Source organism: Sphingobacterium sp. SGL-16 (assembly GCF_011043515.1).
In the GTDB taxonomy this organism is placed as follows: Bacteria; Bacteroidota; Bacteroidia; order Sphingobacteriales; family Sphingobacteriaceae; genus Sphingobacterium; species Sphingobacterium litopenaei.
The window spans coordinates 1-21,247 of the sequence record NZ_JAAKGQ010000039.1 but is presented as its reverse complement, the minus strand read 5'-3'; the positions used below and the strand labels follow the sequence as shown (position 1 = coordinate 21,247).

The following is a 21,247-nucleotide window of genomic DNA, read 5'->3' as shown; positions in this document are numbered from 1 at the left end:
AGTTAATAAAATGATTTTGAATAAAAAATATATAGGAAAACCCAAACCATTTGGTGTAAATAGCTCGGTTTAGATGTATTTAAATAAGAATAGTGTAGTTAGAAAGGACGATACCGATATAGAAAGGTATAATATCCGGGAAGAATTAACCTTTTTAAATAATAAATGGTATGCTTTATCTGTTCATTTGAAGCAAAAATACGACGTAATATCCAAGAGAAGTATAATACTATTGGAAGAAGCCCTAATGATAAAGCAAAAATCCGATAATCGTCATACATGATTTCGGGAACTTTCTCTGCTTCTTCATTGTGGTGAAGATTTAGTACATCTTCAAGTACGACTTCAATAAAAGTTTCGCCTACTGCAATAGTCTCCAAATTCTGCGCATAACAATATTTAACCTCAAAACATAAAATGTTGAGGTAGCTCAATAAAGCTATTACATGTATGACGCGCATCATCAGCGGCAAAGATAAGAACTACATCATTTTATATGCCATTCGTATGTAAAAATGCTGTTATTAACAAAATCATAATATCAAAAAGTGACGCAATCCGAAAAATTTCAAATACTTCTCAGATTTAAAGTCTTAAAAATTTTTAATAGTTAGAAAAATTCATACTTTTGTTATTTAGAATTAATTTAAATAAAAGTAAGACACAAATACTAGGATATATACAATGAAAAGAACATTTCTATTCTCGCTTTTGTTAGCGGCCTCATTATACGGGAAAGCTCAACAATCTTCAAACACCTTAATGAGTGGAGATTTTTGGAGAAATAGTCCAACTGTTGAACTTGTAAAGGCTGAAATTGCCAAAGGAAACAATCCTTCAGAGCAAAATGCTGGATTTCATGATCCAGTTACGATGGCTATTAATGCGAAAGCTCCTAACGATGTAATTAAATTTTTAATCGAGCAAGAAGGTAATGATGTACATAAAAAAACTCACCACAGTAGAACATACCTTCAATGGGCTGCTGCGGCCGGCAATTTAGAATTAGTAAATTATCTAATTGCTAAAGGTTCGGATGTACACTATAAAGACAGCCATGGCGATGCTGTAATTGCATACGCTGCTTCGACAGGAAATAAAAATTTAGAAGTATATGATGCTTTGATAAAAGCAGGTGTAGACCCTAAAGCCAGTTTCGAAGATGGTGCTAACTTGATTATGTACGCTATTGCTGCGGATAATGATTTAAAAATCACCGATTATTTTATCTCTAAAGGTGTTTCTTTAACAGCAAAAGATGCTCACGGTCGCACAGCTGCAGACTACGCTGCTAAATTGGGAAACCTCGAGTTAATTGATAAGTTAATTGCTAAAGGTGTAAAACCAACTGACCAAGCTTTATTCTTCGCTACACAAGGTTCTCGTCAAAAACAAAATGGCGTGGAGGTTTTCCAACAATTAGTAGAGAAATATAAATTAAATCCTGCGGCTTTAAATCCAAATGGAGAAACAATCCTACATGTCGTAGCACGCAGACCGAATACAGAAATCATCAATTACTTCTTGACAAAAAATATTGATGTCGCAAAAGCGGATAAAGATGGTAATACTGTATTAATTAATGCTGCAGCTGGTCGTGATGTGAAATTGATTGAAATTCTACTGGCAAAAGCCAATAACATCAATGCTAAAAATGAAAACGGCGAAACAGCTTTAACAAAAGCTATCGCTTCGGGATCTGCTGAAGTTGCGGAGGTATTAATCAAAAAAGGCGCAGATATAAAAGCTTTGGATAAAGATGGAAATAACCTAGCTTATTATTGGTTTAATTCTTTCCGTCCTGCTGGTCGTCCTGGAGCTCCACAACAAGGCCCTGCTGTAGATGATTTCGCTGAAAAATTAAATGTATTGAAAGCTGCAGGAATTGACGTAACAGCTCCACAACAGGATGGTAGCTCGTTATTCCATATTGCAGTAGAAAAACAAAATATCGATTTAATCAAGAAAGCAGCTGAATTAGGTGCAAACATCAATGCGCAAGATGAAGAAGGTAACTCACCTCTACACAAAGCGGCTTTAATTGCTAAAGATGACAAAATCCTAAAAACGCTTATTGAATTAGGTGCTAAAAAAGACTTGAAGACAGAATTTGAAGAAACGGCTTTTGACCTAGCTAAAGAAAATGAGTTTTTAGCAAACAACAACGTATCTATCGACTTTTTGAAATAATATAAACATAGCATGAAATATACAATCAAATTTTTCGTACTTGCATTATTTGCTCTATTCTTTTCTCAAAATACATTCGCACAGACGACTAAATATAAGTGCATGATCCAAATGCAAAACTATTCGGGTAAAGAAGCGTATGTGATTATTTCGTTGATAAATCCAAAAGGGCAATACGAAAAAACTTTAGGTGTATTAGGTCCAGATGAAGAATGGTACAATACCTTAAAGGAATGGGATAAGTTCAGAGTGAAGAAAAAAGAAAAACTGAACGCTATCACAGGAGCTTCTATCGCTGGTGGTGCGCGTTCTACACGCGTAATCGAATTTGAAACCGCAAAATTGAATAAAGGGTATCATTTACGTTTCGAATCTGCAGTAGAAACCCAAAAATACCATGTAAAAGATGCGGAAGTAGCTCTGACTGCCGAAGCATTAGACAACAAAGAAGGTGCGAAAGGCACTGGATACATCCGTCAAATTAGATTTATCAAAGTTCAATAATATTCAATGACTTTATCGATTTGGAGATATGCGCATTATGCATTAGCCTTATTATCTTCTGCTTTTTTGCTAATACTTTCCGTTACAGGCGTGATTTTAGCCATTGACGCTGTACAAGAGAAATCCCCCGCATATCGCGTTGACAATTTCGAAAATATTACCCTCGCGCAAAGCCTTCCCGCTTTGCGCGAGGCATATGTTGAGGTCTTACAAGTCACGGTTGACCACAACGACTTCGTTACCATCGAAGCAATGGACGAAGATGGAAAACCTATAAAAGCCTACATCAATCCACTGACAGGGGAAAAAATTGGCGAAGTCATTCCTAAATCGCAATTTATTCAATGGACAACGGCATTACATCGTTCCCTATTTTTAAAGGAAACAGGACGTACCATTGTGGGGGTAGTTTCATTCTTATTGTTGCTGATTACAATAAGTGGATTAATTCTAATTATCAAAAGACAACAAGGTATCCGTCATTTCTTTGATAAAATCAATAAAGACTTCTTTGAGCAATATTTCCATGTCGTAACCGGAAGATGGTTGCTGATTCCGGTGTTTATGATTGCGCTAACTGGAACAATAATCTTCATGGTGCGGTTGGATTTCTTCCAAAAAGATAATGTAGAAATCCAACACGATGTTGTTTCGGATGAATCTGTTACGAAAGAATTAAAGGATATTGATTTCTTCAAAAACACCAAATTGGCGGATGTTGAGAAAATAGAATTTCCTTTTATTCCTGACGATGCGGAAGAGCCTTTTATCATTACGTTAAAAGACCGAACCGTCTCCATCAATCAAGTGAATGGCGATATTATGCAGGAAACCAAATTCCCGAATACTGCCGTTCTAGAAAAGATAAATATTGACTTACACACCGGTCGCACGAATATTATTTGGGCTATCATTTTAGGATTAGCTTCGCTGAATATTGTATTCTTCATGTACACAGGATTTGCGATTACGTTCAAGCGTACACGCACCAAGATTAAAAATAAATACAAAGCTGAGAATGCCAATATTGTGATTCTGTTTGGTTCAGAAAACGGTTCTACCCTATTCTTTGCAAATCAAATTCACAAGCAATTGCTTTCGGATGGTAAACGTTCTTTCTTGACAGAAATGAATCAATACAAAACCTATCCAGAAGCTAAACATTTGTTGATTTTCACATCGACGTATGGTTTGGGAGATGCTCCATCGAATGCTACCAAATTCGAAGAATTATTGACTAAATATCCACAAAACCAAGAAATCAAATTTACTATCGTTGGCTTCGGTTCAAAAGCCTATCCAGATTTCTGTGCGTATGCGCTTCATGTGGAACAGCTACTTGAACAACAATCTTGGGCTAAAAAATTAGTGGATTTACATACCGTAAATGACCGTTCAACAGCAGAATTTGTGACTTGGGCACATCAGTGGAGCGAAAAATCTCTTATCGCTTTGGCTACTGCTCCAGCAGTTTATAATAGCAAAGTTCCTAGATTGAAGAAATTCACAGTTATTGACAAAACTACCGTTACCGAAGATAATGCAACCTTCAAAGTCTTATTAAAATGTAATCAGAAATTTGAATCGGGCGATTTATTAGCGATTTATCCAGCGAATGACAACCGTGAGCGGTTCTATTCTATCGGAAAATCGGATAACTACATTCAACTTATTGTAAAACTCTTCCCAGATGGATTGGGTTCAAGTTTTCTGCATAATCTACAAAAAGGAAATACTATCGAAGGACGCATTATGGTAAATCCTTCTTTCCACTTCCCAGCTACAACTTCAAAAGTTGCATTAATTGCAAATGGAACAGGTATTGCTCCTTTCTTGGGAATGGTAAGCAATAATTATGCAAAGACAGAAGTTTCGCTCTATGCAGGTTTCAGACACAATAATTCCTTGACGCAAGAATATCAAAATTGGGCGAATCAAGAAATTGCTAAAGGGCAATTGGAACAATTGTATTTTGCTTTTTCGAGAGAGGAAAATAAACAATATGTCATGGATTTAATCCGTAGAGATTATGTGTATTTTGCCAATTTACTGAATGATGAAGGAGTTATTATGATTTGTGGTGCATTACAAATGCAAAAAGATGTAGAAACCGTGCTAGATAAGATTTTGACCGCACACAATGGCAAGCCCCTATCTTATTACAAAGAAAATAATCAAATCTTAACAGATTGTTATTAATGCAGACATATCCTATTTTCAGAGATAGAATAGCTTTGGCTATTCTGTCTTTTTTGTTTATTCCATTTACGCTACTTGCGCAATCCGATGTGCTCGTAGAGCGAAATGTGACTTTAATGGGTTCACAATTTCAAATTACAATCGTAGCCAAAGACAGCTCAACAGCAAACCAACATATTGACTTGACCATTGCAGAAATAGAACGTATTGAAAATCTGATTTCAGAATGGCGACCATACACACAAGTTTCGGAAGTTAACCGCAATGCAGGAATCAAACCTGTCAAAGTCGATAAAGAACTATTTGATTTGACCCACAGAGCATTGGAATATTCTAAAATATCGAATGGTGCTTTCGATATTAGTACCGCAGCGATGGACAAAGTTTGGAAATTCGATGGCTCGATGACCGAAAAGCCTTCCGAAGAAATCATCCAGAAATCCATTGAAAAAGTCGGTTATGAGCATATCATTTTAGATTCTGTGCAATCCACTATTTTTCTTGCTAAAGAAGGCATGAAAATAGGTTTTGGTTCTATCGGCAAAGGTTATGCAGCTGACAAAGGAAGAGAACTCATGCAAACTTTAGGAATCAAAAGCGGAATAGTAAATGCTTCAGGAGATATTGCAACCTGGGGTAAACAACCAAATGGAAAACCTTGGCGAATTGGCATCAATAACCCATTCAGCAAAAAAAGCATCGCCAAAATCTTAAAACTTAAAAACAGCGCCGTAGCAACTTCGGGTAGTTATGAGAAGTATGTCGAAATCGATGGCAAGCGCTACGCTCACATTATCAATCCCAAAACAGGCTATCCATCCACAGGATTAACCAGTGTAACCATTTACGGTCCATCAGCAGAATTTGCAAATGCTTTAAGCACCTCCATTATGGTATTAGGCGAAAAAGAAGGTAAGAAATTAGCAAAGAAATATCCGAAGTATAATTTTTTGTTTATTACCGACAAGGGAAAGATTATTAAGAAATAATAAAAAATTCATATCTTAAAGATATGAACAATCAATTATACTGGACCACCACCAATAAAGTGTTATTCCGTTTTGCTTTTATATTCATAATATGTTTCATTATTGTATTTAATAATGAAGCTTATCCGTGTTTTAATGTTCTTACAAAACCTATTACTTCCTTATTCCATGATTTCACTCCATGGTTTGCTAAAAACATACTGCACTACACCTACGACTACACTATATTCTCCAATGGAAGTGGCGACACCTCTTATGATTGGGTGACATTATCTATTCTTATTCTCCTTGGAGTCCTTGGTTCTGTTCTTTGGAGCTTAATAGACAGAAATCGGAAAGAATATAACCACTTATATTATTGGCTCACTGTTTTAATACGTTATTACATCGCATTTATGCTATTCAATTATGGAGCGATAAAATTACTCCATGCACAAATGCCTCCGCCATCCCTGAACAGGTTGATGCAACCCCTTCATGAATTTTCTCCAATGGGATTAGCTTGGACATATTTAGGTTTTTCTAAAGGCTACAATATTTTCATGGGAATAGTGGAGATATCAGCCCTATTACTCCTATTCCGTAGAACTGTAACTATTGTAGCTCTCATCACGATGGCAACAAGCATCAATATTATGACAGTCAATTATTTTTTTGATGTGCCCGTTAAATTAGTTTCAACAGCTTTATTTTTACTGTCTTTGTTCTTGCTTCTCCCTAATATTAAAACTTTGTATGCATTCTTTATTCTAGGAAAACCCGCAGAAATTCGAACAATTGATAAGACCGAATATAGCAAGCCTTGGATTAAGAAAGGCCTAATAGCTTTGAAAGTTATTGTTATTATAGTATTTGCTGTTACGCAGTACTTCTCTCTCACTAATACGCAAAAGATGATAGCGGATTATTTTAAGAAATCGACTATCAATGGAATATTCAAGGTTGATCGCCAGGGTAAATCATTTAAATCAATACCAAATGAATGGAATTATATTATTTTTGAATTTGAAGGAACAGCAGTAATTAGAGACACAAATTACCAAAAAGGGTATCAACAATTTCTTTTAGATGAAAAAACAAAAGAAATTACTATCAATAATTTCAAATTAAATTACTCCATACAGAAAAATGGAGATATTATTTTGACTAAATCTTTTACAGAAGGAACTGAAGAAATCAAATTGATTAAACAGAATAAAGAAGATATGGAATTAATAAAACGAGGTTTTAATCTTATTCAAGAATATCCTTATAACAGATAATTCTAAAAAGAAAGAGATTTAGGTAATCCCTAAATCTCTTCTAGTCTTCGTTTCTTTTGTCTGCAAGTGAAAATTTCACTCCCTTATGCGGATATTTTTCTGCGCTTTTGGCACTTGTATTACTCACGACTTTTTTAACACTAATATAATCTCCTAATTTGAAATTATATTTAGCGAGTTTATAATCCAATATTAACGGACCACAGAAATAATTTCCATCTGCATCCTGCTCAATAATTCCACGGTATAAACCCTCTTTTGTTTCTCTTGGCATTTTAATTATTAATTTGATGCAAAGGTACAAAGAAATAATTCATTATTTCTCTTTATTTAATTGACTCACCTTCTTTCACTTCATCATCAAATAGAATCCGAACGGAAGGTGTATAGGTATCTTCATACTGCTTGGTTTTATTTGCCCAGAAAAAAGCTACTAAGAATATTAAAGCAATAAAAACACTGAAACCGATTAATAAGAATATGATGTTCATTTTTTTCAAAGTCAAAAGTTAAAATTATAATGTTAGATATGAGATATAAGATCTGAGAAAACTGAAACACAGTATAGTTTACAAAAATCTAAGGTCTATTGTCTAACATCTGATATCTAAAAATTAAATCAATCCCCTCTTCTTTCCGTACCAACGAGTCATTAGACTGGTAAACGATATAATGGTCACTGTACTTATTGGCATCAATATCGCTGCAAATAATGGAGACATCGTTCCTTGTACAGCGAAGCTTATACCGATGACATTGTACAACAAAGAAATCATAAAACTCATTTTGATGACTTTTACTGCGTCTTTACTAAAATTAAAGAAAGCAGGAAGTTTTTCAAAAGATTCGCCATCCAAAATAGCATCACAACCTGGAGAAAAATTATTGATATCATCAGAAACAGCAATACCCAAATCAGCTTTCCGCAATGCACCAGCATCATTCAGGCCATCACCAAGCATACAAACTTTGTATTTTTCCGATTGCCATTGTTCTATTCGCGCTAATTTATCTGCAGGAGCTTGATTAAACAATAAACTTGACTCAGCAGGAAAGATTAATTTTAAGGCTTCCGCTCTACGCTCATTATCTCCCGAAATCAAATGAAGTTTATAATCTTCATTTTTCAGTGATTGCACAATTTCATTTAATCCCGGACGCCATGATTGTTCTAAAGTGAAAACACCCTTTATATATTCATTAATCTTTACATAAACAGCTGTACCTTCAACTTTCTTCGCAACTCCGACAAAAGAGCTACTTCCTAAAGCCACTGAATAATCTACGTATTCTGCAGACTGCCCTTTCCCTACAGTTTCTTGGTAATTCGAAATTGGTAACAATTGACAATCACCTAACCATTTCAGAATCTCTCTACTCAATGGATGGTTCGAATTTCGACAAATAGAAAATAAGATATTCTTTTCGATAGGAGTTAATTCACCTTCAAAATACATCGCCGAAGCCGTTGGTGAAGTGATTGTACCTGTCTTATCGAAAACAACAGTATCAATTGCCGCCATTTGCTCAATAGCTGAAGTATTCTTGATATAAAGTTTATTCTTGTCGAAAATACTCAAAGCAGCAGACAAAGTAAATGGCGAACTCAAAGCCAAAGCACAAGGACATGCAATAATTAATACAGCTGTAAAAGCACCCCAAGCTTTATCAGCTTGCCCATTAAAGAACCAGAATCCCAAAGCCAATACAGCAATACTTACCAATACAATGGTGAAATATTTACTGATATAGCCCACAAACGTATCGAATTTCTTCTCATAGGATTTGAAAGATTCATTGTTCCAAAGACGAGTTAGATAACTTTGTGAAACCGCTTTTACAACCTCCAATTCGATAGCCCCACCGATTTGTCGTCCACCAGCATAAACAACTTCGCCCAATACTTTTTCTACAGGCTTACTTTCCCCAGTTACGAAACTAAAGTCCACAGAAGCAGTTCCTTTCAATAAAATTGCATCAGCTGGAATAATTTCATTATTGCGAATCAAAATACGGTCGCCAATGTTCAAATCCGAAATCTGTCTTGGTATTTCTTTATCTTCTTCCAAAACCGTTACCGCAACAGGAAAATACGAACGATAATCTCTCTCGAATGAAATATGATAGTAAGTACGTTGTTGCACCCATTTTCCTATTAGGATGAAGAATACTAAACTACAAAGCGTATCCATGAATCCTGGACCAGTTTGGGTAATAATTTCAATAGCCGAACGTAAAAACAACACTAGAACTCCTAAAGCCAAAGGAACATCAAGATTCAAACGCTTTTGCCTTAAACTGTTCCAAGCCGATTTGAAATAATCAGAAGCACTGTAAATCAAAACTGGAATACCAAAAGCGAGATTCATATACCCAAAGAAACTCGCATATTCTCGTTCGAAAGCGCCCATACCAAAATAGTCCGGAAAACTAATCATCATGGAATTACCAAAACAGAAACCAGCTACCGTAATTTTAGCAATTAATCCATTTTGATTGATTTTCTTTCCTTCTTTGATGACATCCTGCAAAGTGATTTTTGGCTCGTATCCAATATCTTGTAAAAGCTCTACTAATGCACGCAAAGAAAGTTCTTGCTTATTAAAGGTAATGCTAGCTTGCTTTTTCATAAAATCAACTTTAGATGATTTAACCGCAGCATTGAGCTTATACAAGTTTTCTAACAGCCAAATACAGGAGCTACACTGAATTGCAGGAATGTAGAATGTAATTATGGCAATTTGCTCATCTTGATAATCCACCAATTTGGAGATAATATTGGGTTCTTCCAAATAGCTCAGATCTTGCTTGTCCGAGTTTTGAGATTTCCCAGGATGGGTATTATAGCGGTAGTAACTTTGCATGTTGTTTTCATGCAAAATCTGATATACTGTCTGACAACCAAGACAGCAGAAAGTATGTTCTTCCAGAATATAAGGAGTATCTTCCACTTTATCACCACAATGATAACAAATCGTGGACAATTTAATATTGCCTTCTACTGCCATAATTTTATGATATTAAATTGCTTGACTGAATAGATTTTCACGCTCTTTAGTACGTTGCAGACGTTCATCAAATGCCATACAGACGTTACGCAAAAAAGATTTTCCAATCTGCGTAATGGAAATGCACAAACCATTTACCATTACAAGACCATCGCGTATTAATGGTTCTATTCTTTCCAAAATACGATCATTGAGTTCGTGATTTGGCAGAAGATTAACCACCCCTCTGCACATCATATCCAATATATATTGTCGAACTACCACATCTTCTTCATTCAATAAATGACCTTTAAAAACAGGTAATTTACCTTCTTCAATACACTTATGATATTCTTCTACAGTTTTCACATTTTGTCCAAAAGCTGTCCATGCATCTGATATCGAAGATACTCCCAATCCTATCATTAAAGGTGTATATTGATCGGCATAGCCCATAAAATTGCGGTGCAATGTTCCGTTGGTATTTGCTTTGAATAAAGCGTCTTCTTTCTTCGCAAAATGATCCATGCCTACATCTTCATATCCTGCTTCCTGAATCATCGCTTTGCCTAGGTTATACAAATCTAATTTTTCTTTGCCCATAGGTAAATCTAACTCTGTAAATCGGCGCTGTCCAGGCTTGATCCACGGCACATGCGCATAACTATAAAATGAAATGCGATCTGGAGACATTTTTAAAGAGACATCAATCGTCATCTGCACAGATTCTTTTGTTTGCAAAGGCAAACCATAAATCAAGTCAAAATTGATAGATTCATATCCAATTTCTCGCGCTTCTGTCATGACACGTGAAACATCTTCCACCGTCTGATGACGATTTATCACAAATTGTACTCGTTCATCAAAATCCTGAATACCCAAACTCAAACGTTTAAATCCAAGATTATATAAGGTTTGTAAATGCTCGCGTGTTGAGTTTGCTGGATGTGCTTCAAAAGAGAAACTGGCATCGTTCGTTTTACGATTACCTTTTAGAATTCCATTGATTAATCTTTCTAAATTCTCCGCTTGAAAAAAAGTAGGCGTACCACCACCAAGATGTATTTCATGAATCAATACACTTCCTTCCCCAAGTAAGTGCTGATACATCTCCCACTCTTTCAACAAAGAATCTATATATGGCTCTTCGACTTTGTGGTTTTTTGTTATTCGTGTATTACAACCACAATAAGTACACAAACTTTCACAATATGGTAAATGGATATAAATACTAATTCCGTGCGCTTTGAATTGATTGTATCGAGCGACTACATTTGATTTCCATTCATTCTCATTGAATGCATCATTTTCCCAAAATGGTACTGTAGGATAAGAGGTATAACGTGGTGCCGCCACATTATATTTTGCTATTAAAGTATTGTAATCCATGATATACGATTTAAAGAATGGCAGAACTTTTCTTTGAACAATCAAAAGCACAATGACACGCCACACCTAAGCATTTATTATTGACCCAACTATTCAGGTTTTGAATAGTTTGCATAGCTATACTTTTGGGAGAATCATCTTCTGCAGGAGTATTAGCTACATGCAGACCTAAATGACCAGCATAAGCCAAATCAATATGATTTAATGAAACTGAACGAGTAATAATCTTTTTGACACCAATTCTTTTTAGCGCATCTAAAATAGTCTTTTCCAAATTGTCATTTTCAGATACGATAACGACTTCTTTTCCTTCAGCGTAACGAATGGTATCTAGATTCAAAGGATTTGAGATTAAGGTCAAATCATGCACCTTAGCATTAGCTTTAGCTAATGTTTGCTTCTCAAATTCTTGGATGTTATAGACCACTACTCTCATCAAATATTGTACTTTTCTTTATTCAAAAGTACTATGCTGTCGTAAGGTTACGAATGTAGGTGGTCAACTTAATATGTGATATTCATCACAAACAAAAAACGGACAACCTAAGTTGTCCGTTTCTAAGAGTTTAAAAATTTTTACTGTTTGATATTCTTTAGCTTTTCGATAGAATAAATTCGTATCGCATTACCTTCCTTGATAATAAGTTTTTCATCTTTAAAATCAGCTAACATTCGGCTAATTGTTTCATTAGCTGTTCCAGCCAGAGCAGCCAGATCATCACGAGAGATACGTATTACGACCTCATCTTGATTAGACGTAGTGATAGTTTTAGACGCAACATGAACCAATGTATTTGCTACACGCTTTCGAACCGAATCATACGCAAATCCCAACATTTGTTCTTCTTTTTCCTTCACATTTCCAGAAAGCAGTTTGATGAACTTCGTTGCAATAACTGGCTTATTAAACATTAATTCAAAAAATTTATCCTTCGGAATCAAGGCTACTTCTGTATCTTCCAAAGCACTTGCACTTTCTGTATAGCGCTCATTCAGTAAAATAGATTCATAACCAAAAAATTGTTCATCCGTATGAATATTGGTAGACAATTCGCGACCATCTTGGTAATATAAGTAAGTACGCACCTTACCTTTTACCAAGTAATACACATAGATAGGCGCATCTCCATCTTCATATATCAATTGTTTCTTTTTATAAACTTTTACCCTGGCTTCTTTTACCAAATCATTTAATAAAACAGTCTGATCTTCTTCGGTCAAGTTAAGACCTGAAGCAGGTTTTTCGAATACGGATTGCAAAGAATCACGTTTTCGCAAACGGCTTTCAATAGAATTCAGCAGCTCTATATCATCAAATGGTTTTACCAAGTAGTCGTCGGCTCCCATTTCCATAGCTTTACGCATATCTACACGCTCGGACTTAGCTGTCAGGAATATAAAAGGAATATGCATAGTGGCATCTTGTTTACTCAGCATATACAAAACTCCATAACCATCCAACTCAGGCATCATGATGTCACAAAGGATCAGATCAGGAATATTTTTTAGCGCTAAGTCTACGCCGATTTTACCATTTTCCGCTGTGAGGACATCATAACGGCCTGTCAATTCCAAAATTTCAGCCGTGCCTTCCCTTATTTCCAGATTATCCTCGATAATCAAAATAGTACGTTTGTTCATAGTGTAGTATATTTTTATTTTCGGAAAGTCATTTTGAATGAAGTTCCTTGATTGAGAGCCGACCAATATTCTAATTCGCCATTCATCAACGCTACATAACGTTTTACGATATTAAGACCTAAACCTGTACCAGGAATATTGCCTGTATTATGCGCTCTAAAGAAAGGTTCAAATAGATTTTTTTGATCTTCTTCAGGAATACCAATACCATTGTCTTTGATTACGATAGTACAGATATCATCTGTAATTTCTGTAGTGAATTCAATAAAAGTATCCTCCCCTGAATACTTTATCGCATTAGAAATTAAATTAATTATACTGCTTTTTAACAAGTGGGCATCCAAATCAAATTCAGCATGCGCACCTGTATGCTGGTAGACAATATGCTGATTCTTTTTACAAATCATCTGCATCTCGCCCGTGATTTCCTCACCCAAATGAACAACATTTATTGTCTGCTGATTCACCACTACCACGCCAGCTTCCAATTTTTCTAAAGACAAGAAATCATTTAGTATATTATTGAGAAGCTGAACAGCACCTTTGATACGGTTGGTATGTTTGGCAACAGCATCCAATCTTTCTTGCTCCACATATTTGTCAATTAATGATGCGGATAAATTAACAGAACTTAATGGAGTCCGAAATTCATGCGAAGCCATAGAGACAAAACGGGATTTCAACTGATTTAACTCTTTTTCTTTTTCCAAAGAGTTACTTACATCCGCCTTAGCTCTTTCCAATTCCGAAACCAAAGAAATTAAATCTTTCGTACGATGACGTACCGTTTCTTCCAGCTCCAAAGTATGCTGTAAAAGTCTGTCTTCTGCAGCCTTTTCTTTGGTTAAGTCGTGAATAAAACCTGTAAAAATACTTTTATCCTTATAGAAAACCTCACTCACAGCGAGACGAAAAGGAAAGGTCGTACCGTCTTTTTTACGACCCAAGACTTCCCGACCTATACCTATAATCTTTCTGTGACCTGTACTTTTATAATTTGCAATGTAAGAATCATGTCTACTTTTATCGGGTTCAGGCATGAGCATCGAAATATTATTTCCGATCACTTCTTCGGCTGAATACCCAAATAGTTGCAGTGCGGCAGGATTAATAGATTCTACATGTCCTTTACTATCAATGGTGATAATCCCGTCAATTGCAGTTTCTATTATTGCCTCAAGTAGTTTAGCTGATTCAAAACTCATTATGCGCTCTTACTTTACTAATTTTTTATATTTAATACGTTTTGGACCTACATCACCCAAACGTTTCTTACGATTTTCTTCGTATTCTGTATAGTTACCCTCGAAGAAGTATACTTGTGAATCCCCTTCGAATGCTAAAATATGCGTACAAATTCTATCTAAAAACCATCTGTCGTGTGAAATAATAACCGCACATCCACCAAAATTCTCCAACCCTTCTTCCAAAGCACGTAAAGTATTCACGTCAATATCGTTGGTCGGCTCATCCAACAATAATACGTTGGAAGCTTTTTTCAACGTAATCGCCAAGTGGACACGGTTACGCTCACCACCAGAAAGTACGCCTACTTTCTTTTGTTGATCTGCACCATTGAAGTTAAATTTAGAAACATAAGCTCGAGAATTCAGTGTTTTACTACCTAGAAGAATATTATCATTTCCTCCTGTAATATTTTCCCACACCGATTTTTCGGGATCCAAATCATCGTGCATTTGATCCACATAACCTAACACTACGGTTTCACCTACTTTGAAAGAACCTGTATCGGGCTGCTCTTGACCTGTAATCAAACGAAACAACGTAGTTTTACCAGCTCCATTTGGACCAATAATCCCAACAATACCTGCAGGAGGCAAAGAGAAACTCAAGTTTTCGAATAAGATACGGTCGCCATAAGTTTTAGAAATATTATTCGCTTCTATTACCACATTACCCAAACGAGGTCCTGGAGGAATAAATAATTCCAATTTTTCTTCGCGTTCCTTAGTTTCCTCAGAAGCCAATTTCTCATAATTGTGCAAACGCGCTTTAGATTTCGCGTGACGCGCTTTAGGAGCCATCTTCACCCATTCCAACTCACGCTCCAACGTTTTTTGACGTTTAGTTTCTTGTTTCTCTTCTTGAGCTAGACGTTTTGCTTTTTGGTCTAACCAAGAGGAATAATTTCCTTTCCAAGGAATACCTTCACCTCTATCCAATTCCAAAATCCATCCTGCAACATTATCCAAGAAATATCTATCGTGCGTTACTGCAATGACTGTTCCTTTGTATTGTTGTAAGTGTTGTTCCAACCAGTCAATAGACTCTGCATCCAAGTGGTTGGTAGGCTCATCCAACAATAAAACGTCAGGCTCTTGTAATAATAAACGACACATCGCTACACGACGACGCTCACCTCCTGACAGATTGGCAATCTTTGCTTCAGGCTCAGGACAGCGTAAAGCATCCATGGCACGCTCCAGCTTAGAATCTAATTCCCAAGCATTTGTAGCATCAATTTTGTCTTGTAACTCACCTTGACGAGCTAATAATTTATCCATTGCATCAGCATCTTCATAAATTTCTGGCAAGCCAAATTTTTCGTTGATTTCTTCGTATTCTTTTAAGACAGCAGTAATCTCAGCAACACCTTCTTCCACTATCTCACGAACCGTTTTCTCTGGGTCTAAAATTGGTTCCTGAGCCAAATAACCAACAGAATAATCAGGTGAAAAGACAACTTCTCCTTGGAAAGATTTGTCTAATCCAGCAATAATTTTTAATAATGAAGATTTTCCAGAACCATTAAGACCAATAACACCAATTTTAGCGCCGTAAAAAAAGGATAGATATATGTTTTTTAATACTTGTTTTTGAGGTGGGTAAATCTTGTTTACACCAGCCATCGAAAAGATAATTTTTTCGTCAGACATATGAATATTTTATACTGAATTTTTCTCTTGTTTTTCGTAAGTCAAAGATAGCTAAATAAAGCCCCAAATAAAAATACACACATATAGCTAGAATAGAAAGAGATAAATTGTATTCATAAATACTGCCATTTTGACGAACTAATTTTATGGCTTAATTGTTGATAATTTCTAGTAAATATAAGTGCGCTTTTCTTAATAATTTCATACTTTTATAGAAATCCTCACTTATAAAATAAAGAAAGGTAATTAAATGGAAGCAAAATTTTCACCAAGAGTAAAAGATGTCATATCATATAGCCGCGAAGAGGCGCTGCGTCTTCGCCATGACTATATTGGTACAGAGCATCTCTTACTTGGACTTATCCGAGAAGGTGATGGTATCGCTATCAAAATTCTTAAAAACTTAAATCTTGATACAGCTGCTATAAGACAATCTGTTGAGGACGCTGTGAAGGGATCTTCTGTATCGAGAACACCTATAGGATCTGTTCCTTTGACAAAACAAGCTGAAAAAGTCCTTAAAATAACATATTTAGAAGCTAAAATCTTCAAAAGTGATATCATTGGCACTGAACATCTTCTTCTTGCTATTTTGCGGGATGAAGATAATATAGCGTCGCAGATACTACAACAATATGGTGTTTCATACGACTTATTCAAAAATGAAGTAGAGCAAAATAAATCCAATATTACGGACGAAGCTCCTGGTTCATCGTCACCAGATGATGATTACGAAGAACAAGAAAGCTTCTCTGCACCTAAAAAAGTTTCGGACATTAAGTCCAAAACTCCAGTATTGGACAACTTTGGTCGTGATTTGACACGCGCTGCAGAAGAAGGAAAATTGGACCCCATCGTAGGCCGTGAAAAAGAAATCGAACGCGTTTCACAAATCTTATCACGTCGTAAGAAAAACAACCCTATTCTTATCGGAGAACCAGGAGTTGGTAAATCTGCTATCGCAGAAGGTTTGGCATTACGTATTGTTCAACGTAAAGTTTCACGTGTTTTGTTCAACAAACGTGTCGTTACTTTGGATTTAGCTTCTTTGGTTGCGGGTACAAAATACCGTGGTCAATTCGAAGAACGTATGAAAGCGGTCATGAACGAATTGGAAAAATCACCTGACGTAATCTTATTTATTGATGAGATTCATACGATTGTGGGTGCTGGTGGTGCTTCAGGTTCATTGGACGCTTCGAATATGTTCAAACCAGCTTTGGCTCGTGGAGAAATTCAATGTATAGGTGCTACTACATTAGACGAATATCGCCAGTTCATCGAAAAAGATGGCGCTTTGGACCGTCGTTTCCAAAAGGTAATGATCGAACCAGCATCGCACGATGAGACATTGGAAATCTTAAATCGTATCAAAGACAAATACGAAGAACACCACAATGTAAACTATACGCCAGAAGCGTTAGAGGCTTGTGTTACGTTGACCACACGATATATCACGGATCGTTTCTTACCAGACAAAGCTATTGATGCATTGGATGAAGCGGGTTCGCGTGTTCACTTGACAAACATTCACGTACCTCAATCGATTATTGAAATCGAAGAGAAAATCGAGGAAGTTAAGGTAGAGAAAAACAGAGTGGTTCGTTCTCAGAAATACGAAGAAGCTGCTAAACTTCGTGATACAGAGAAAAAGCTTTTAGAAGAACTGGAAAAAGAAAAAGCTGCTTGGGAAGCGGAAACAAAGACAAAACGCTATACCGTAACCGAAGATAATGTAGCTGAAGTCGTATCCATGATGACAGGTATACCTGTTCAACGCGTGAGCCAGACAGATAGCCAAAAGCTATTGAATATGGGTGAATCGATGAAAGGACGTATCATTGGTCAAGACGATGCTGTTCAAAAATTGGTTAAAGCTATTCAACGTACGCGCGCTGGATTGAAGGATCCTAAAAAACCAATTGGTTCTTTTATCTTCTTAGGTCCTACGGGTGTTGGTAAAACAGAATTAGCAAAAGAATTGGCTCGTTTCATGTTTGACTCAGAAGATTCGCTGATTCAAGTTGACATGAGTGAATATATGGAAAAATTCGCCGTTTCTCGTTTGGTTGGAGCGCCTCCAGGATACGTTGGTTATGAAGAAGGTGGTCAGTTGACAGAGAAAGTTCGTCGCAAACCTTATTCAGTAGTTTTATTGGATGAGATCGAGAAAGCGCACCCAGATGTCTTCAACTTGTTGTTGCAAGTGTTGGATGAAGGTCAATTAACAGACTCTTTAGGACGTCGAGTGGACTTTAGAAATACGATTATCATTATGACATCCAATATAGGTGTACGTCAGTTGAAAGAATTTGGTCAAGGCGTTGGTTTCACTACTACCGCAAAGGAAAGTCAAGCTGATGCACATTCAAGAGGTGTAATCGAAACAGCTTTGAAACGTGCTTTTGCACCTGAGTTCTTGAACCGTGTAGATGACGTGATTGTATTTAACTCGTTGACTAAAGAAAATATCTTCAAAATTATTGATATTGAATTAAGATCTTTGTTCGGTCGCATCGAGTCTTTGGGTCACACTATTAAATTAACAGATAAAGCAAAAGAATATATCGCAGAAAAAGGTTATGATACAAATTTCGGTGCTCGTCCTTTGAAACGTGCTATTCAGAAATATTTAGAAGATCCTATTGCAGAAGAAATTCTGAAAGGTGAACTAAAATCAAATGCTTTATTAACAGTTGATTTAGATACTGAGAAAAATGAAATCGTGGTAAAAGGTGAAAACCCAAACGATGATTCAGTCTCTACAGACATCAACGAAGAAAAAGAAAAATAAGCCTTTTTCGAATACACAATCATATTAAAAATCCTCAAGCTTAGCTTGGGGATTTTTTTGTTGTTTATAAATAAGATAATCCTACCGTAGTCAATGAGAATAAAATCATTAGATGAATAAAGAAAGAGTATACGTTTCATCATAATCACGAGAAAGAATACGGTAATTCTATTTTACAAAAAAGCTCAACATTAAAAAATGTTGAGCCTTTTGTTTACTAATTAACATCAACTACTGATTACCACTACAAGCAATAGTTTTTAAGCCAGTAAATTTGCCATAAAAAAGTGTACTTCCAATTTTAGTTTGATCTAGCATTACTCTATTTACACCCGTTCTACTCCAAGTTACTTTATTAAAACTACCATTTATCTTTCGAGTTCTTGAGGTTGGAGAAGCAGAATTATGCGACAAAGTTAATGTAACGTTATTCGTTGTTTTTAAAGGATAGTATGGAGGCCCTCCATATGCATTTATACTACCCAACATTTCTACACTCCCATCTTTATTAATAATTACACGTATTATTGGTTTCCACTCACTCTTATCAGTAAGTAATACGTCAGCACCATTAGGAACAGTATTAGCTTTATGACGTCCTTTTAAAGAAAATATATTGGGCACAAATTAATTATGTATTGTAGCCCCCCATCTCCATCCATTTTTAAATTCAATATTCGGAAAAAGCCCCGTGCTTACTACATCTCTTAAATTATCCGCCCACCCCTGAAATTGGATCTCATTGGTTATAACTGTCGTAGAGTTTGGAGATGTTTCGACATACGTACCCGAGTAAATATGGTTACCTCCATTTCCAGTTGATGATACTCCAACACGTAAACTAAATGAATTATCTATCTCAAAAATATCTAGCACTGCACCATAATCCGCACTAGAAAATGTATGTACAGTATTATAAGTGGTAGGTTTTGTACCATTCCAACTAGATATTTCAATATATCCAGAACTTTTTACTTCCTGAGTGCATGGACATCCAATCTCTATTTTTAATTTATAACTAACCCCGGGCTTGATATGAAACCCCGTAAGAGTTAGCGGCTTTCTTGTACTGTTGATTAACAGATTGGCTATTCAAACGTGGCAATTGTATCTTTTGTAATAATCCGTGTAGCAGGAAGAGAAATTATTTGAACACCGGAACTTCCAATAGTTGGTACAGGCAAAATTTCCCAATAGGCCTCTTTGCAAATACGTCCTAGATGCATCGGATAATTTCACAGTAGCAGATTCGAATGCTGGTGATATTGAAGGCGTAGTAATTTCTTTTAAAACACTACCTGCGTGTGAATAAGATACATTATTCACTAATGAACTTCCAGTCTGATCTATTATAATCTCCGTAGTGACCTCGCTAAAAAGATGCTTCAGCTTAACATTTAAATAATTTACACCATTATTTATTTTAATCACATCTTTAAAATACAATAATTGCGTATTATCCGAAACATTGGATACCGTTGCAGTAGACAAATTTTGTTTATTCGTAACTGTTGGAACAGATGTAGTCGTATTATTAGAACATACAATAAATGTATAAGTTTGCCCTATTTGAAGATTCTCAAAACCTGTATTTAAATCTCCTTTATCATTAGGATCAAATACTTGATAGGAATATTCACGCTCCGCCACCTTGACACCTTGACTATTATACGCTAGCAACAAAAATTTTGTACCAGTAGTCAATGGAATTTCCTTTTTGGGTAAATTATTCGTAGTAGTTGCAGCCGTCTTTTCTTTTAAAGTGTTATTCTTTGAAAGGGGACTTAATGTTGCTAGAACAGATAAATTTTCACCATACGGAATTCTAATTTTTTGTTCTAAACTGCTCGGATTGACTGATCCTAATTTGTCTAGTTCACCAAAAGAATCATCAATACCCAAGATATTAACTTTCACAATTTCATTTACCTCATAGCTATTACTCTGATTTTTTGAACAAGAATTAAAAAGTATAGCACAGATTATAAATACTAATCTAGTAATGTTAGTTTTTCTCCTATCCATAATTTCTTTTACCATTGAACTCTATCAAAAACTACTTCAGCCTCTTCCCATTCCTCCAATATATTATTAGTTGAATTTATGTGAGGAGTTACAGATGCTGCGGCAAAAGACTCTTCATGATAAATCATTTGAATCTCAATAATAGGCGCAAAATATTTCTTTTTCAATTGAATCATTGCAATCGATTAATATTGTTTTATATAAGGTAGCTAACTGTTTAGGTAGATAGCAAAAATCGACACAAATATATGATATTTCCTACTAAGAAAAAAAATGAATTATAAAAACATATTTAACCATTACAATATATTGATTATCACAAGTGGCCTAAATAAAAATTTTAGACATATAATATACCTCCTTATCTAGT

General features: G+C 35.7%; 19 protein-coding genes. 6 read left to right on the top strand and 13 right to left on the bottom strand.

What is annotated here, in order from left to right; genetic code table 11:
* Positions 1-98: 98 nt before the first annotated feature.
* The gene (locus tag G5B32_RS12565) at positions 99-464 is read right to left on the bottom strand and encodes a hypothetical protein (RefSeq protein ID WP_165291878.1); all 366 of its coding nucleotides are present in this window, start codon (positions 462-464) and stop codon (positions 99-101) included.
* 220 nt (positions 465-684) lie between these two features.
* Between G5B32_RS12565 and G5B32_RS12560 the strand changes: the two genes are divergently transcribed.
* The 5 genes from G5B32_RS12560 to G5B32_RS12540 are packed head-to-tail and all read left to right on the top strand — an operon-like array spanning position 685 to position 7,144.
* Positions 685-2,190 (top strand): ankyrin repeat domain-containing protein, encoded by a 1,506-nt coding sequence (locus G5B32_RS12560; RefSeq protein ID WP_165291877.1) that lies wholly within the window; start codon positions 685-687, stop codon positions 2,188-2,190.
* A 12-nt stretch (positions 2,191-2,202) separates the two neighbouring features.
* Positions 2,203-2,694, top strand: coding sequence for a DUF2271 domain-containing protein (locus G5B32_RS12555; RefSeq protein WP_165291876.1), 492 nt, complete (start codon positions 2,203-2,205; stop codon positions 2,692-2,694).
* 6 nt (positions 2,695-2,700) lie between these two features.
* The gene (locus tag G5B32_RS12550; protein WP_165291875.1) at positions 2,701-4,893 is read left to right on the top strand and encodes a PepSY domain-containing protein; all 2,193 of its coding nucleotides are present in this window, start codon (positions 2,701-2,703) and stop codon (positions 4,891-4,893) included.
* On the top strand, positions 4,893-5,882 hold the full coding sequence (locus tag G5B32_RS12545) for an FAD:protein FMN transferase (RefSeq protein WP_165291874.1): 990 nt from the start codon (positions 4,893-4,895) through the stop codon (positions 5,880-5,882). Before G5B32_RS12550 ends, G5B32_RS12545 begins: the two co-directional genes overlap by 1 nt.
* Before the next feature lie 23 nt (positions 5,883-5,905).
* The gene (locus tag G5B32_RS12540) at positions 5,906-7,144 is read left to right on the top strand and encodes a hypothetical protein (protein WP_165291873.1); all 1,239 of its coding nucleotides are present in this window, start codon (positions 5,906-5,908) and stop codon (positions 7,142-7,144) included.
* A gap of 40 nt (positions 7,145-7,184) precedes the next feature.
* Here the strand turns inward: G5B32_RS12540 and G5B32_RS12535 are convergent, their stop codons facing one another.
* The 8 genes from G5B32_RS12535 to ettA form a co-directional block, all read right to left on the bottom strand.
* Positions 7,185-7,418: a hypothetical protein gene (locus G5B32_RS12535; protein WP_165291872.1), complete on the bottom strand. Its 234-nt coding sequence runs from the start codon at positions 7,416-7,418 to the stop codon at positions 7,185-7,187.
* A gap of 52 nt (positions 7,419-7,470) precedes the next feature.
* On the bottom strand, positions 7,471-7,635 hold the full coding sequence (gene ccoS / locus G5B32_RS12530) for a cbb3-type cytochrome oxidase assembly protein CcoS (protein ID WP_165291871.1): 165 nt from the start codon (positions 7,633-7,635) through the stop codon (positions 7,471-7,473).
* A 123-nt stretch (positions 7,636-7,758) separates the two neighbouring features.
* A complete protein-coding gene (locus G5B32_RS12525) occupies positions 7,759-10,152 on the bottom strand; it encodes a heavy metal translocating P-type ATPase (protein ID WP_165291870.1) in 2,394 nt (797 codons plus the stop codon).
* A 12-nt stretch (positions 10,153-10,164) separates the two neighbouring features.
* Entirely contained in the window at positions 10,165-11,520 is a 1,356-nt protein-coding gene (hemN, locus tag G5B32_RS12520) for an oxygen-independent coproporphyrinogen III oxidase (RefSeq protein WP_165291869.1), read from the bottom strand.
* A 10-nt stretch (positions 11,521-11,530) separates the two neighbouring features.
* Positions 11,531-11,956 carry a lactate dehydrogenase gene (locus G5B32_RS12515; protein WP_165291868.1) on the bottom strand — a complete coding sequence of 142 codons (426 nt, stop codon included), beginning with the start codon at positions 11,954-11,956 and terminating at the stop codon, positions 11,531-11,533.
* Positions 11,957-12,096: 140 nt separating this feature from the next.
* Positions 12,097-13,161 carry a response regulator gene (locus G5B32_RS12510; RefSeq protein ID WP_165291867.1) on the bottom strand — a complete coding sequence of 355 codons (1,065 nt, stop codon included), beginning with the start codon at positions 13,159-13,161 and terminating at the stop codon, positions 12,097-12,099.
* 14 nt (positions 13,162-13,175) lie between these two features.
* Positions 13,176-14,366: a PAS domain-containing sensor histidine kinase gene (locus G5B32_RS12505; RefSeq protein ID WP_165291866.1), complete on the bottom strand. Its 1,191-nt coding sequence runs from the start codon at positions 14,364-14,366 to the stop codon at positions 13,176-13,178.
* Between the two features lie 9 nt (positions 14,367-14,375).
* Complete coding sequence (gene ettA, locus G5B32_RS12500) at positions 14,376-16,058, bottom strand: energy-dependent translational throttle protein EttA (protein WP_165291865.1); 1,683 nt, start codon at positions 16,056-16,058, stop codon at positions 14,376-14,378.
* Between the two features lie 250 nt (positions 16,059-16,308).
* Here ettA and G5B32_RS12495 point away from each other — a divergent pair, with 250 nt between their 5' ends.
* Positions 16,309-18,852: an ATP-dependent Clp protease ATP-binding subunit gene (locus G5B32_RS12495; protein WP_165291864.1), complete on the top strand. Its 2,544-nt coding sequence runs from the start codon at positions 16,309-16,311 to the stop codon at positions 18,850-18,852.
* A gap of 231 nt (positions 18,853-19,083) precedes the next feature.
* On the opposite strand, the gene G5B32_RS12490 is transcribed toward G5B32_RS12495, so the two are convergent.
* The 4 genes from G5B32_RS12490 to G5B32_RS12475 all read right to left on the bottom strand — a co-directional run bounded on the left by G5B32_RS12490 (position 19,084) and on the right by G5B32_RS12475 (position 21,053).
* Positions 19,084-19,476 carry a hypothetical protein gene (locus tag G5B32_RS12490; RefSeq protein WP_165291863.1) on the bottom strand — a complete coding sequence of 131 codons (393 nt, stop codon included), beginning with the start codon at positions 19,474-19,476 and terminating at the stop codon, positions 19,084-19,086.
* Positions 19,477-19,479: 3 nt separating this feature from the next.
* On the bottom strand, positions 19,480-19,728 hold the full coding sequence (locus tag G5B32_RS12485; protein ID WP_165291862.1) for a hypothetical protein: 249 nt from the start codon (positions 19,726-19,728) through the stop codon (positions 19,480-19,482).
* Between the two features lie 216 nt (positions 19,729-19,944).
* Positions 19,945-20,769 (bottom strand): hypothetical protein, encoded by an 825-nt coding sequence (locus G5B32_RS12480; RefSeq protein ID WP_165291861.1) that lies wholly within the window; start codon positions 20,767-20,769, stop codon positions 19,945-19,947.
* A gap of 116 nt (positions 20,770-20,885) precedes the next feature.
* Entirely contained in the window at positions 20,886-21,053 is a 168-nt protein-coding gene (locus tag G5B32_RS12475; protein ID WP_165291860.1) for a hypothetical protein, read from the bottom strand.
* Positions 21,054-21,247 lie beyond the last annotated feature (194 nt).